The 13716-nt window shown below is 44.8% G+C and carries 14 protein-coding genes; 6 read left to right on the top strand and 8 right to left on the bottom strand.

The window, feature by feature from the left end:
- Together purN and purM are read right to left on the bottom strand one after the other, a co-directional pair.
- Positions 1 to 645, bottom strand: a complete 645-nt coding sequence (gene purN / locus Q0307_RS16820) for a phosphoribosylglycinamide formyltransferase (protein WP_298662187.1) — start codon at positions 643 to 645, stop codon at positions 1 to 3.
- Entirely contained in the window at positions 635 to 1675 is a 1041-nt protein-coding gene (gene purM / locus Q0307_RS16815) for a phosphoribosylformylglycinamidine cyclo-ligase (RefSeq protein ID WP_298662185.1), read from the bottom strand. The genes purN and purM overlap by 11 nt, the downstream gene beginning before the upstream one ends.
- 322 nt (positions 1676 to 1997) lie before the next feature.
- Between purM and Q0307_RS16810 the strand changes: the two genes are divergently transcribed.
- Positions 1998 to 3314 carry a hypothetical protein gene (locus Q0307_RS16810; protein ID WP_298662183.1) on the top strand — a complete coding sequence of 439 codons (1317 nt, stop codon included), beginning with the start codon at positions 1998 to 2000 and terminating at the stop codon, positions 3312 to 3314.
- Here Q0307_RS16810 and Q0307_RS16805 read toward each other — a convergent pair.
- Positions 3311 to 4480 carry a pyridoxal phosphate-dependent aminotransferase gene (locus tag Q0307_RS16805; protein ID WP_298662182.1) on the bottom strand — a complete coding sequence of 390 codons (1170 nt, stop codon included), beginning with the start codon at positions 4478 to 4480 and terminating at the stop codon, positions 3311 to 3313. The two genes, Q0307_RS16810 and Q0307_RS16805, sit on opposite strands and share 4 nt — an antisense overlap.
- A 33-nt stretch (positions 4481 to 4513) precedes the next feature.
- Here Q0307_RS16805 and Q0307_RS16800 point away from each other — a divergent pair, with 33 nt between their 5' ends.
- Positions 4514 to 5326 (top strand): peptidoglycan DD-metalloendopeptidase family protein, encoded by an 813-nt coding sequence (locus tag Q0307_RS16800; RefSeq protein ID WP_298662180.1) that lies wholly within the window; start codon positions 4514 to 4516, stop codon positions 5324 to 5326.
- Between the two features lie 462 nt (positions 5327 to 5788).
- Here Q0307_RS16800 and Q0307_RS16795 read toward each other — a convergent pair whose 3' ends face one another.
- Both Q0307_RS16795 and nhaR read right to left on the bottom strand, forming a co-directional pair.
- On the bottom strand, positions 5789 to 6154 hold the full coding sequence (locus Q0307_RS16795) for a YkgJ family cysteine cluster protein (protein ID WP_298662178.1): 366 nt from the start codon (positions 6152 to 6154) through the stop codon (positions 5789 to 5791).
- A 12-nt stretch (positions 6155 to 6166) separates the two neighbouring features.
- On the bottom strand, positions 6167 to 7057 hold the full coding sequence (gene nhaR, locus Q0307_RS16790) for a transcriptional activator NhaR (protein WP_298662177.1): 891 nt from the start codon (positions 7055 to 7057) through the stop codon (positions 6167 to 6169).
- Between the two features lie 130 nt (positions 7058 to 7187).
- Between nhaR and Q0307_RS16785 the strand changes: the two genes are divergently transcribed.
- A complete protein-coding gene (locus Q0307_RS16785; protein ID WP_298662175.1) occupies positions 7188 to 7679 on the top strand; it encodes an Rrf2 family transcriptional regulator in 492 nt (163 codons plus the stop codon).
- 109 nt (positions 7680 to 7788) lie between these two features.
- Here Q0307_RS16785 and Q0307_RS16780 read toward each other — a convergent pair whose 3' ends face one another.
- Entirely contained in the window at positions 7789 to 9387 is a 1599-nt protein-coding gene (locus tag Q0307_RS16780) for a hypothetical protein (protein WP_298662173.1), read from the bottom strand.
- Positions 9388 to 9476: 89 nt separating this feature from the next.
- The gene (locus Q0307_RS16775; RefSeq protein WP_298662170.1) at positions 9477 to 9791 is read right to left on the bottom strand and encodes a hypothetical protein; all 315 of its coding nucleotides are present in this window, start codon (positions 9789 to 9791) and stop codon (positions 9477 to 9479) included.
- A gap of 83 nt (positions 9792 to 9874) precedes the next feature.
- Here Q0307_RS16775 and Q0307_RS16770 point away from each other — a divergent pair, with 83 nt between their 5' ends.
- From Q0307_RS16770 to lolD, 3 genes are read left to right on the top strand one after another with little or no spacing between them, the layout of a single operon-like run.
- The gene (locus tag Q0307_RS16770; protein WP_298662169.1) at positions 9875 to 11122 is read left to right on the top strand and encodes a lipoprotein-releasing ABC transporter permease subunit; all 1248 of its coding nucleotides are present in this window, start codon (positions 9875 to 9877) and stop codon (positions 11120 to 11122) included.
- The gene (locus Q0307_RS16765) at positions 11115 to 12389 is read left to right on the top strand and encodes a lipoprotein-releasing ABC transporter permease subunit (RefSeq protein ID WP_298662168.1); all 1275 of its coding nucleotides are present in this window, start codon (positions 11115 to 11117) and stop codon (positions 12387 to 12389) included. The genes Q0307_RS16770 and Q0307_RS16765 overlap by 8 nt, the downstream gene beginning before the upstream one ends.
- Entirely contained in the window at positions 12382 to 13077 is a 696-nt protein-coding gene (gene lolD, locus Q0307_RS16760) for a lipoprotein-releasing ABC transporter ATP-binding protein LolD (protein ID WP_298662167.1), read from the top strand. The genes Q0307_RS16765 and lolD overlap by 8 nt, the downstream gene beginning before the upstream one ends.
- Before the next feature lie 24 nt (positions 13078 to 13101).
- Here lolD and Q0307_RS16755 read toward each other — a convergent pair whose 3' ends face one another.
- A complete protein-coding gene (locus Q0307_RS16755; protein WP_298662165.1) occupies positions 13102 to 13707 on the bottom strand; it encodes a DUF2062 domain-containing protein in 606 nt (201 codons plus the stop codon).
- Positions 13708 to 13716 lie beyond the last annotated feature (9 nt).

The raw sequence follows: 13716 nt of genomic DNA, 5'->3' as shown, positions 1-13716 counted from the left end.
TTAAACCTGTTGTTTAAGCGGTTCTAATAAACGCTGACCATCCAACCAAGCAAAGCCTTCGTTAAAACTTAGGCGCTCATCACAAAACCAAGCCACTACTTTCGGATAGATTTTGTGCTCTTCAACTAAAACTCGCGCTGCTAAAGTTTCGGCAGTATCTGCGGCTAAAACAGGCAGCTCAGCTTGTAAAACTACTGCTCCATCATCTAATTCTGCCGTCACGAAATGCACACTCGCACCATGTACTTTGGCCTGATCAGCCAAGGCACGTTGATGCGTATGCACACCTTTGTAAGCAGGTAACAGGGAAGGATGAATATTCAACATTCGCCCTGAATAATGTTCAACAAACTCTGTAGTTAGAATGCGCATAAAGCCCGCAAGCACCACTAAGTCAGGCTGGTAGGTATCAATCAATTCCATCAAAGCTTGATCAAAGCTTAGGCGATCTGCAAAGTTTTTATGATCGAGAGTTTGAGTTTCAATGCCTGCTAGGCGCGCGCGCGTTAAGCCATAGACTTCAGGGCGATTGCTGATAACTGCAACAATCGAGCCTTGAATTTCATGGCTAGCGCAAGCATTGATAAGAGCTTGTAGATTGCTACCACTGCCAGAAATTAAAACAACAATGCGCTTAGTCGACATAGGTGACATGCGGCTCAGTGGCATCAGTGCTAGCAATCTCACCAATCACCCAAGCTGGTACATGATCCAAGCGGCACGTGGTAAGAATATCGTCTTTATCCTGTGCTGCTACGACTAAAATCAAACCAATCCCACAGTTGAAAGTACGCAGCATTTCTTCTTCGGTGACATTACCCTTGTGTTGCAGCCAACCAAAAATCGCTGGGCGTTCCCAACTGTTGCGCTTCACGCGTGCTTGAATCCCATCAGGGAGGACGCGCGGAAGGTTGTCGGTGATCCCACCACCGGTAATATGCGCAATCCCGTGAATATCATGGCGTTTGAGTAGATTCAGTACTAGTTTGGTGTAGATTTTAGTCGGTTCTAATAAAGTGCGACCTAAAGTCGACTCACCAAAAGGTTCATCTAAGGATGCTTGACTGATTTCAATGATTTTGCGAATCAATGAGTAACCATTGGAGTGCGGACCACTAGAGCCAATCCCGATCAGTACATCGCCGCGATGGACTTTGGTTTGATCAATGATTTTATCGAGCTCTACCACGCCCACACAGAAGCCTGCTAAGTCAAAATCATTGCCATGATACATACCCGGCATTTCAGCGGTTTCACCACCGGCTAAGGCCGCACCTGCTTGTAAGCAACCTTCGGCGATCCCTTTAATGACTTGCTCAGCGACTTCAACATCAAGTTTCCCAGTCGCATAGTAGTCGAGGAAGAACAAAGGCTCAGCCCCACTGACAATAATGTCATTCACGCACATCGCCACGAGATCAATGCCGATAGTGTCGTAAATACCTGTATCTAGCGCGAGTTTGAGTTTAGTGCCAACCCCATCCGTACCAGAAACTAAAATCGGTTGCTTGTATTGTGGTGGGATTGCTAATAAAGCGCCAAAACCACCAATGCCCGAGATCATTTCTGGGCGGCGGGTTTTTTGTGCATGTGGTTTAATCCGGCGAACGAGTTCTTCGCCTGCGTCAATATCAACTCCCGCATCGCGGTAGCTTAGAGAAACACCTTCAGCCATTACCATGTTGTTCCAGAGTCAGGAAGTGCCGGATTTTACCATGTCTTTTGAGGCGCTGCCTGCTTTTCAATGTCTTTATCTAAGCTTGGGTTAGGTATTATACAAGGCTATTAACTAATAAGCGTTAAAGGTTTTATAAGCCTAACGTTTATGAGGTTCTATAATGCATGCCTATGATTTTGCAAATAATTATCTGGTGGTTTTGTTTAACCATTGTTATGATAAGAAAAATTTATGAAAAAAATTCAGCCTCAAACTTATTAAAATCAACTAAAGTTTGAGTTGCTGTTCTGGGCAAGCTAACAACGAATAGTACAAAAAAATGCAGGCTAGAACGATTGTATTGGGCTTTATTTTGAGCACCCTCGGCTTAACTTCTTGGCTATCTGCTTCTGAACAGCAGCCAACTAATCTTTTACAGGCAGACTTCGATCAGGATGGTTTAGTCGATAGTTTAGAAACCAAACTTAAAACGGATCCTGCTTTAGCGGATACGGATGGGGATGGCTTAAGCGATGGACTGGAGCTGGGTGCTAATCCACAACAACCGCGCGATAGTGATCAGAATTCGATTATTAATGCTTTAGATTGGGATGATGATGGCGATCATATTCCGACAGTTCTCGAATCCAAACGGGACACTGATCAAGATGGCTTAGCGGATTATTTGGATACAGATAGTGATAATGATGGTCAATCGGATACTCAAGAAGCAGGATTGGCTGGCTTAGATAATGATCAAGATGGCATTGACGATCGATTTGATGCTGATCTAACTAAAGGTAAGGATCAGAACGGTGATGGAGTGGATGATGCTAGTGTTCTAGCAACGGCTGTGACTACTTTTAATCAAGTAGTGTCCAATGCTGAAAAGCCTAATGCTATTCCTAATATGCCGAGTAGTTCAGTAGACACAACTGCTACCTTGGCCAATCCTAATCAGGTTTTAGAGGTTGAAGTGTCAGAAACCGCTGAGCTGAGTATGTTAGTGAATCTACCTAGTTCAGTAGTAGAGGGAGTTACTAAATTAGCCAAAAAGCCAGATACGGATGGTGATCGTTTACCTGATGAATTAGAAATCGGCCTTGATCCTAAACATCCTGTTGATACCGATGGTGATGGTATTTTTGATTTTCTCGACGAAGATGACGATGGCGATAATGTGCTAACTGTTGTAGAGGGTGAAGCAGACCGCGATGGCGACGGGCGCGTGAATTATTTAGATATCGATGAAAGCGGTTATTTCTATTGCGCCACCACCGGACGGATTATAGGGGGAATTAAAAACTTTAAGATTACACCAAGCGCAGATGTGGTATTACAAGCGGATGCAAAAAAAGGCCACTATCGTTGGTATCCGCTAAAGCCGGGTACTTACACTCTACAGTTTGTACTACCCAAAGGTTTACGTACTGTCACCGAGTTAGAAAAAGGCCAACTGTATGTGACTAGTGCAAATAAAGCTTTGGTAAATTTAGGCTGGAATGAAGATATTAATCATGAAGGGCAATTAGCTCGCTTTAATTCGCAGAAACTACCCCTTTGGTACAGTTCTTTTGTTATTCAGGCCGGTGCACCACCGATTATTAATCACAATATTCCTCTAATGGGTACCGCTTGCGATACGCCTAAATCTTAAGACGGCAGATACTTAGCTAAGCGCTCCACAGCCTGCTCTAACTCAGGCAAGTTGGTGGTGTAAGCAAAGCGTACATGTGTTTTAGCTAAATAATCACCAAAATCAATACCCGGTGTAAAGGCAACACCAGCCGTTTCTAACAAATTTAAGCTTAGCAGATGGCTATTCTCACTAAAGGCTGAGGAATCCGCATAAATATAAAAAGCTCCTTGCGGTATACTTTGAATTTCAAAGCCTAAATGTTGCAAAGCAGGTAATAAAAAGTCACGGCGTTTCGCAAATTCCAAGCGGCGAGCTTCAGTAATCTCTAAAGTATTTTGTCCAAAAGCTGCCAACGCTGCATATTGAGCTACAGTCGGTGGAGAGAGAAATAAGTTCTGTGCTAAGCGATTCAATGAATCTAAAGCATATTCTGGTGCAATCAGCCAACCTAAACGCCAACCGGTCATGCCGAAATATTTGGAGAAGCTATTCACGATCCAAATATCATCAGCAACGCTCAGGGCAGTTTGTGGCTCTTGTCCATAAGTTAGGCCTTGGTAGATTTCATCAACGATAAAAGTACGCTGTTGCTGTGCAATATAGTGATAGAGCTGTTGGATTAGTTCACTGCTTAATAAAGTACCGGTTGGATTAGCGGGTGATGCTAATAAAACTGCGCGAGTGTGTTCACTCCAAGCTTGTTGGATTTGTTTTAAGTTTGGCTGATAATTTTGTGCGGCGGTAACAGGGAGTGAAATAGGTTTGCCTTCAAATAAGTATAAAAAATGCCGATTGCAAGGATAGCCCGGGTCTGTGAGTAACACCTCATCTTGTGGATTGACCAATACGCCTAAAGCTAATTGCAACGCTCCAGAAGCACCGGGGGTGACAATCACTCGTTCGGGGGTAATTCTGACTTGAAACCGCTGCCAATACCAATCGGCGATGCGCTCACGCAGTTCGGGTATCCCACAAGCAGGTGTGTATTTAGTTTGTCCGTTTTTTAAAGCTTGCATACCCGCTTCAATAATCGGTGCTGGGGTGGCGAAATCTGGCTCACCTACTTCCATATGAATGATAGAGCGCCCTTGACTGGCTAACTGACGCGCACGTGCCAAAATATCCATGACGTGAAAAGCTTGGATGGACTTCATCCGTTCAGCCAATATGTTATGCTCGGACATAATAATTAATCACTAAAAAACAGGGTATACAAAATGTTCAGGGCTATCCAACTCTTTGCAGGCTCAACGCTACTCGCTTCTGCCTGTGTAGTGCAAGCATTTCCTACTCAGCAGGTAGTCCCCGGTGGTTTGGTTATTTTACCTTTGGCTAGCCAAGAGGAGCATAGGCCGATGGCTTATTATGCAGGCGCTAGGGTGACGGTTGTTCCAGAGGGTGATAGTTGGGTTGCCTTGGTGGGTATTCCTTTGGATACTGAGCCAAGTTTGCAGCAACTTAAGATAAACCTAGGTGGTGTGCAACAAACCATTAGTTTTGAGGTTCAGCCTAAGCATTACCGCACACAATACTTACGCATTAAAGATAACAATAAAGTTGAGCCTGACGACGATTCATCCGAACGGATTGTGCAAGAAATGGCTTTACAGAAACGCCTAACGAAACAATATACTGGTGAAGTATTAAGCACTGAATTTATTCGTCCGGTTGCAGGGCGTGATAGTGGACGGTTCGGCTTACGCCGTATTCTGAATGGACAACAACGTCAGCCCCATAGTGGGATGGATATTGCCGCTGCTACGGGTACACCAGTTAAAGTCGTTGCACCAGGCCGTGTGATTTATACCGGCAATTTATTTTTTAGTGGGAATGTGGTTTATGTCGATCATGGTGGTGGATTAATTAGTATGTACGCCCATTTGAACCAAATTAAGGTGAAAAATGGCGAGGTTTTGGGGCAGGGCGATTATTTAGGAGCAGTTGGAAGTACTGGCAGGGCTACAGGATCGCATCTTCATTGGTCTGTATACCTCAATGGTACGGCGATTAATCCAGCTTTATTTCTTTAAAAACACAATTGATTAAAAAATCGTCCAATCATTCAGGTTTGATTCAGTGCTATGTACCTAGAATGGGCTTCAACTTCAGCAGGAATCGCGAAAATTGGGGTTTGTGGTAGCGGTTCTGTCGTCACGACGATGCTGTAATAAAAAAATAATGTTTCCGCCGTTCTGACACTCAATGGCTTAGAGGTTTCAGAATGACGCGAGCTGAGGTTGCTGTTCTCAATTAGCCCTTACAACCGGCCATTCATTGGGGAGCTGGTTGTTGGGTAGGTTGAGAGCTAGATCAGGGATGTGCTGTGCTTAACGCTGTCCTTGATCACCAAAGACTGGATCTTTGGAGTTCTTGAGTCACCTTCACAAAGCAGGCGGATCAGTTTTTTTTGATCCGCTTTTTTATTTTGAGCAAGTATAGAAAATTTTTATTAAATAAACAAGACCTGAATAACAAAAGTCTATAAGATTTCCCTAAGTCTGATCCCAATCTGCGGTTAATGGCGCTAGCTGGTATTTTTGACGTGCACGGTCACAGGCTTCATTAAAGACATTCTTTTCCCACGAAGCATTGAATTCCCTGCAAGGCGACGGGCGTTTTGGATGAATATTGCAAAAAACTTCACTTCCTACTTGGCCTTTTAGGGCTACACAGCGCGGTTCAGCTTGATCTGTTCCCCGCATTGCTGCTCGATAAGGGGAAATAGGCTGAGTTAAGTCAGTGGGTACATAACCACCCGGAGTGGTATCGGACTCGCCCCAATAAAAAGAAACTCGAAAGCAAGCGCAGCAAGCACCACAACTTAGGCAAGGATTTGCTGATGTTTGTTGTTCTGCCATTATGTAACCTTCTTAATGTAGCCAACCTTGAGCATGTTCAGTGATTGCCTTGATGGCGGAGTGCGTGATTTTACGCTCAATCGAGATTGCATAAAAGTTTTCATAAATCTCACAGCTACGTCCAATCACTTCAACTCTACCTTCTTGCTCCAACGTTTCTTCTAAGGCGGTGGGAGCAATAAATACGCCTGTGCCTGCAAAACCGAAAGCTTGCATCAATGCACTATCATCAAATTCACCTACAATCATCGGTTTGACTTGTTGGCTATGAAACCAGCCCAGTAGCTTTGAGCGAATCGCTGCACCTTCACTTAACATCAGTAAAGCAGCTCCATCTAAACAAGCAGGAAATTCACCAACGAGGGAGGCTTTTAATTCAGGACTAGCGAAAAAACTAATTCCGCTCGAACCCAATTTGTGACTAAAACCTTTCACATTCATATAACTAGGCATCGGACTGTCGGCGATAACTAGCTCCATGCGATGCACCCCTAATTCGGCAAGCAAATCTGAGAGTTTACCTTCAGTGCACACAATCCGAATCTTTTTGTTCATGAGCATGGCAGGCTGTAATAAGCGATAAGCAATCGATTTGGGCACTAAGTCTGAGACTCCGACTCTAAACAATTGAGCACGGCCTTTAGGCAGTTGTTGCAGAATTTGCTCTAAGGCTTCACCTAATTGAAAAATTTCATTCGCATACTGCAAGGCAACTTGCCCTGCTTCAGTGAGTTCGAGATTACGGCCTTGGCGTTTAAACAACTCAGTTCCTAAAGACTCTTCTAATAAGCTGATCTGGCCACTTAAGGTCTGTGGAGTTAAATGCAGACGTTCACTAGCACGTGTCAGGCTACCAGCCGTGGCCACTTCACGCATGTAGTATAAATGTTTGTAGTTGAGCATAGGCTTAAAGTTCCGTTAAACACTTCGTTTTTAACGAAGTGAATATATTTAAAATTCGAATTTTTCTTAAGATTATTCTTTTATATACTCTCTCCATACCTTAAGTAAACCGTTATATAGGAGACGGCCAATGAAACTGACAACACAAAGCCAACGTGCAGTGATGGCGATGCTGGCGTTGGCATTACATAACGATCGCAAGGTACTACGTTTAAGCAATCTCGCCAAAGAACAAGGTATTTCCTTGTCATATATGGAACAACTATTTTATAGCTTACGCCATGCAGGACTTGTTGAAGGGATTCGCGGCCCGGGCGGTGGGTATCGTTTAGGGCGTCCAGCCGGGCGGATTTCGATTGCCGATATTGTACGGGCGATTGAAACGCATGGGGATACGGAGGATCGCGATGCAGCGGCCTGTTCCAATCAAGCGAATATTGATGCCATGCTAGTGGGGTTAGATGAGCGAGTGGCGGAGTTTTTAGAAGGGATTACCCTAGAAAGCTTAACCTATAAGCATAAAAAGCAAGAAACAGCTTATCGCCCCGGTACTACGGCAAGCTTGATTGCTCGTATGTTTCCAGCGCGTGGCGGTTTGATGCCTCAGCCAGCCGGTGCTTAGGCTGATTAGAAGTTCACTCTCAGCTGCCTGACTCCTCCTCCAATCGCTACTGGCAGCTTATGTCGAGCGGGGTTGTCGCAAACATCAGCCCCGCTTTTTAGCTTTCTGTCTAACGTCCTAAAACCCGATTAAACCATTCACCGATACGCGAGCTGGCGCTAGTTGAACTAGTTGACGTACTAGGTGTAGTGCTCGGATTACTGGGTGTTGGGGGAGTAGGTGTAAGTCCTACTCCAGTCGTTGAACGTACACCTCCATTAGAAAAGGCAATTAAGCGTTCCACCACTTTTGCTAAAGGTGAGTAGTCATTAGTCGCTGCTTGAATTCCTGCAGTGCGCCAACTGACTGGCATTGCACGGCGAATATCATCCCAAGTACCAGTAGCCACGGATTCATAGCGAGTTTGTGCTGGAATGCTTTTAGTGGGTGTCCACAAAAAGTCGGGGTGTTCATTGCGATACCATTCACCACCAATAATCACATCATTAGCATCCAACTCTAAATCATACTCATAAGCCACCTGCTGGATGGAGTCATAAGCAGGGCTATCGTCTTCACGTTGGCTTGGGTTGGTTTCTACTACATAAGACACCAGCATAGACACACCGACGACTGAACGAGCGATTGGGCTGCGGAAGCGTTTGAATTTGTCATTGGTGTAAGCACTGATGGCTACTTTGGCCTGAGCTAAGGTACTCGTGGCTTTGCGGGTTTGTGGATTGAAATAAGTATAGCTATAACCATACACTGGCTGATTCCAGACCTCATAATCAAAGGTAACATCAAAAACCATACTGCGCTTTGCAGCCCCAATCTGATTGACGACGGCTAAGTGCCAAGTACCGGGGTTAGTGTCAAAGCATTGTGCAGATACGACCCGCCCCGTGCTTTGATCCATCGCAGGATTTTTGTCATTGCAACGCCCGCCAATAAAGCGTGTGCGTGCTGGCATATTCGCCCACAAAAGAGATGATAGGGCTTTAATATCGGAGGGGAAAAATTTAATCGGAATATTGTCCGGTGTAACCACAGTAACCGAACGCCGAGGGCGTGCTAACATGTATGCAGCGGGTGACCAGCCATGACAAATACCCATCCACGTTTCGACGGAGCCGGTCGCATCATAAAAGCTTTTGCCATCAGCCCACATGCGCTTAGTCAAGGTGCTATTATTATCCCCCAGAATCGCATCGTATTTTTCTGAGGGTGCAAGCCGATTAATGCGTGAGGCACTACGGCTTTTTACAATCGCAGCAGCAGGATTCGCGACGATATAATTCCAGTTTTGTTGCCAATTATCGCTATTTGGGAAGCTAGGATCTGCATAGCGTGCACCTAACTCACCTTTATACAAACCCCAATAATCATCTGACCACGGTGATTCTGCTAGCTTAGCCTGTGTAAGCCGTGCGTTTTCCATATCGTGTAATTTGTTATAACGTAAAGCATCGACTAAATTAGCGGCGTTATCGTTTGCAGCAGCTGCCGCACGGGCAGTGCCATGTGAACCAACTGCTAAAGCTCGTTGCCGTGCAATATCGCGAGCTTCCACAAAGCGGCGATTAGTAATGGTGCTTGCACTAAATAAACTCACCCCAGCCACTGGGTGGCCATTAGTATCGTATTTAGTAGGTTTTTCATTCATGAAAGCTACTGGATTACGATTAAAGGCGTCTAGGCGGGCATTGATCTCAGCTTCTCTATCCATTGGGCAAGTCCTTCATTTGAGGTTGTTATAGTATGCATTGAGTATAGCTTGCCCGGATCAGTTTGCTGTTTGCTAGTTAGGGATTTAAGCTAATGGATCACTGTGTGCAATACACGACTTCGTTCAAAATAGACGGTATAACTACCGTAATCCCAAGCAGTAATTTTTGGCCATTTCTGTTTAACTTTGCCTTGAGAGACTTTCACCGAATGCGGTTTACCAAAGCGTTTACGGACTTGTTGCATACTTGCACCACGGCGTGGATAGGCAGTGCGCTTATAAACACTGTGTTGTAAGGCAGATGGCTCAGCGCCTCGTTCTGCATAAGCCACTTGGGGTAAAGAACTACTCAGGGCAAGTGGTAAACAAAGCGCACACGATAAGAGCCATGTTGGGGTTTTCATAACGTACTCCAAAACGTCGATACTTGTTTTATTACAGCAAATTAAGCTGTGATTTTGTGGTTCAAACGGTACAATCGCCACCCATGTTTAGACCATTAGAATTATTCATCGGGCAGCGCTATACACACTCACGGCGGCGTAACCGTTTTATTTCATTCATTTCCTTTGCATCCATGCTCGGCATCATGCTTGGGGTGATGGTGCTGATCACTATTCTGTCTATTATGAACGGATTTGAGAAAGAACTCAGAAGCAGAATACTGGGGGTGGTCGCGCATGTCACTGTTTCTGGGACAGATGGCAAGCTTTCTGACTGGATGCCAAATTATGAAAAGCTGGTCAAAGAGCCGCATGTGTTGGGAGCAGCCCCTTATGTGCAAAAACAAGTCATGATTGCTAATAGCAATCTGTTACGGGGCACGCTTTTACAGGGTATTCATCCAGATTATCAGGATCAGGTGAATGAACAAGGATTCTCTCTATTAGAGAGTAGCTTTAAGGATTTAAAGCCGCGTTCTTATGGAATCATTTTAGGAGCAGGGCTAGCCAATGCTTTGCAAGTAGTACCAGGCGATAAAGTCACTGTAGTGGTTCCCCAAGTACAAGTGACACCGGCTGGCGTATTGCCGCGTTTACGGCGCTTTACGGTGATTGGCATTCACCAGTTCGGCATGCAGGAATTCGATAAGATGACAGCATTTGTGCATCTGGAGGATGCTGAGCGTTTATTCAAGATGCCGGGACAGGTCAGCGGGATTCGTTTAAAACTCGATGATTTATTTGCAGCTCAGCCACTGGCTCATGAATTGCAGACCAAGCTGGGTAATCAATTTGAGGTCGCTGATTGGAGTAAGGAGCACGGCAATTTCTTCCGTGCGGTTAAAACTGAAAAAATTGCCATGACTTTGATTTTATTCTTAGTAGTCGCTGTAGCTTTGTTTAATTTGGTCGCTTCTTTAGTCATGGCGGTGAATGATAAGCAAGCGGATATTGCTATCTTGCGCACCTTTGGGCTGGAACCGAATCGGGTGATGCGTATCTTTATGATTCAAGGCAGTATTATTGGGATTTTCGGGACTTTGGTGGGGGTAGTCTTAGGTGTTTTATTGTCCTTAAATATTGAAACGATTGTTCCTGCCCTCGAAAATACGTTTGGTTTTAAAGTCTTTCCAGCCGATATTTTCTATATCAGTGAAGTGCCCTCCGATTTGCATTGGAGCGATGTGTGGTGGATTGCCGCCGCCGCTTTAGTCTTTTCAGTGTTAGCCACCATTTATCCAGCACGTCGTGCTGCAGCGGTACAGCCTGCGGAGTCCTTACGTTATGAGTAAGCCGTTTTTGCCGCTAGAGCTATTTATTGGCTTACGTTATACGCGTGCGCGCCGCCAAAACCATTTTGTTTCCTTTATTTCACTGGCCTCCATGTTGGGCATCGCGATTGGCGTATTGGTTTTGATCACCGTGTTGTCGGTGATGAACGGTTTTGAAGTGACCTTGCGGGATCGCATGTTGGGGATGTTGGCACATGTAACCATTTCTTCTCAAAATGATGCGCAACTAGATAGTATTGAAGCACCAGCCTTACGTTCTACTATCCAAACTTATCCTTATGTAAAAGCAATTTCGGCTTTTATTGAAAAACCAGTCATGCTCAATCAAGGTGATGAGGCACGTGGTGTCCTACTTCAAGCGATTGAGCCAGAGCAAGAAAGCCAAGTCGCTGATGTATTTAAGCATGTCGAAAAAGGTGATATGCAAGCCTTAGTTGCAGGCAGCAATGGAATTGCAATTGGTGCTGGGCTAGCCAAAGAGCTGAAAGTCGAGCTAGGTGATGCGCTCACTTTAATTAGTCCAACGGAAGATATTTTAGATACCAGTGAGCTACCGGTTTTGCAGCGTTTCACCGTTAAAGCGATTTTTCGGGTTGATATGCAAAATTATGATACTGGTTTTGCCTATGTGAATTTAAAAGATGCCCAACAAGCCTTAGGTATGGGTGAGAATATTACCGGCTTGCGCTTACGCTTAGGGGATGCTTGGCGTGCACCTAAGGTGGCAGATGATATTTATAATCGTCTTCTACCAGAATATCCGAATTTATGGGTCGGCGATTGGACTAGTCAGCAAGGTAATTTTTTTAAAGCTTTACAGATTCAAAAGAGCGTGATGTTTATTATCCTCATGCTGATTATTGCAGTCGCTGCCTTTAATTTAGTCTCCACCTTAGTGATGGTCGTTACTGATAAAGAGGCAAATATCGCTATTTTGCGTACCTTAGGCTTGTCACCTGCACGTATTATGGGGGTATTTATGGTGCAAGGTAGCTTGATTGGCTTCATCGGAACGCTTTTAGGTGTCGTGCTGGGTGTGTTGCTAGCGAGTCATTTAGAGACGATTGTGCCTTGGTTAGAGCGTCTATTAGATACGCATTTTATCTCGGCTGAGGCTTATCAGATTAGTGAGTTGCAATCTAAAGTGAATCCGGCAGATGTGATTGTGATTGCAATTTCCTCCTTATTAATGGCGATTGTTGCCACGCTTTATCCAGCTTGGCGTGCTTCTAAAGTGCAGCCAGCTGAGGCTTTACGTTATGAATAATGCTATTTCCCCCACCACTGTTATCAACTGCCAAGATTTGAGTAAGCGCTTCCAAGAAGGCCAGTTGGATGTGTCGGTTCTAAGTGGTATTAATTTAACTGTGCGTGCTGGAGATCGAATTGCAATCGTCGGTAGCTCAGGTAGCGGTAAGAGCACCTTGTTACATTTATTAGGTGGCTTAGATTTGCCTAGCTCTGGGCATGTCGAGGTTATGGGCAAACGTATGGAACAGCTTTCAGACAAAGATCGTGGTCTGTTGCGCAATCAGTCTTTAGGCTTTATTTATCAGTTTCACCATTTGCTGCCAGAGTTTACGGCTTTAGAAAATGTCGCTATGCCTTTATTAATTCGTGGTGTGAAAGTTAAAGAGGCTACTGAACAAGCCGAAGATATGCTAAGTAAAGTCGGTTTAGGTAAGCGTTTAGGGCATAAACCTGGGCAGTTATCCGGAGGTGAGCGGCAGCGAGCTGCGATTGCACGTGCTTTGGTGACACGTCCACATGCGGTGTTAGCGGATGAGCCAACTGGGAATTTAGATCAGAATACCGCTGAGCAAGTATTTGAGCAGATGCAAAATCTAAATGAGGCTCTACAAACCGCCTTCGTGATTGTTACCCATGATTTGAGCTTAGCGCGGCGCATGGACTCAGTCTATCGTTTAGTGGAAGGCCGCTTGCAAGCAGCCTAGGTTTCTTTCAACAGTGTCTTAGAGCTAAGAGCGCTGCTCATCTTTCATTTTCGCAGCTAGTGTATTGCTATCTGAGTTGAGGGAGGGAGTGATCAGTGTTTGGGCTTTCAAACTACCATTTTCTTGACGATCACGTCGGTCTCTAAGCTTTTGATTTACATGAAAGCGCCAAAAAAACTGGATACCGTAATAGCCAATTAGCGCCGAAACTACCGCCACTACTAGACAACCCACTACCATAGGTTCCCAGATTTGCCCGAGCGTTTGCTCTAGCCATTCGATATTCATCTCAAAATGAGGAATTTGCGGCTGATCTAGCAAACGCGCACCCACAACATAAGCACCATAAAACATGGGGGGGCCAGTGACTGGATTAGTAACGAAGACTAGTGCCACTGACATAGGAATATTGGCACGAAACAAAATTGCTAGGGCTGCTGCAAAAATGGATTGACCCGGAAACGGAATCCACATGCAAGCTAGGCCAATTGCAAAAGCTTTGGCTACACTATGCCGATTGAAATGCCAAAGAGCAGGCAAAAACAAAGAACTACCCAAATAACGCATGTATTTGTTTTGCGTAATCGTATCTGGGTGCGGCGAAAACTTTTTAAATAAACGCTTTGGCATTATTTAATT

Source organism: uncultured Thiothrix sp. (genome assembly GCF_937873765.1).
Taxonomy (GTDB): Bacteria; Pseudomonadota; Gammaproteobacteria; order Thiotrichales; family Thiotrichaceae; genus Thiolinea.
The sequence above is the reverse complement of the archived record's forward strand: the minus strand, read 5'-3'. Positions and strand labels throughout refer to the sequence as shown.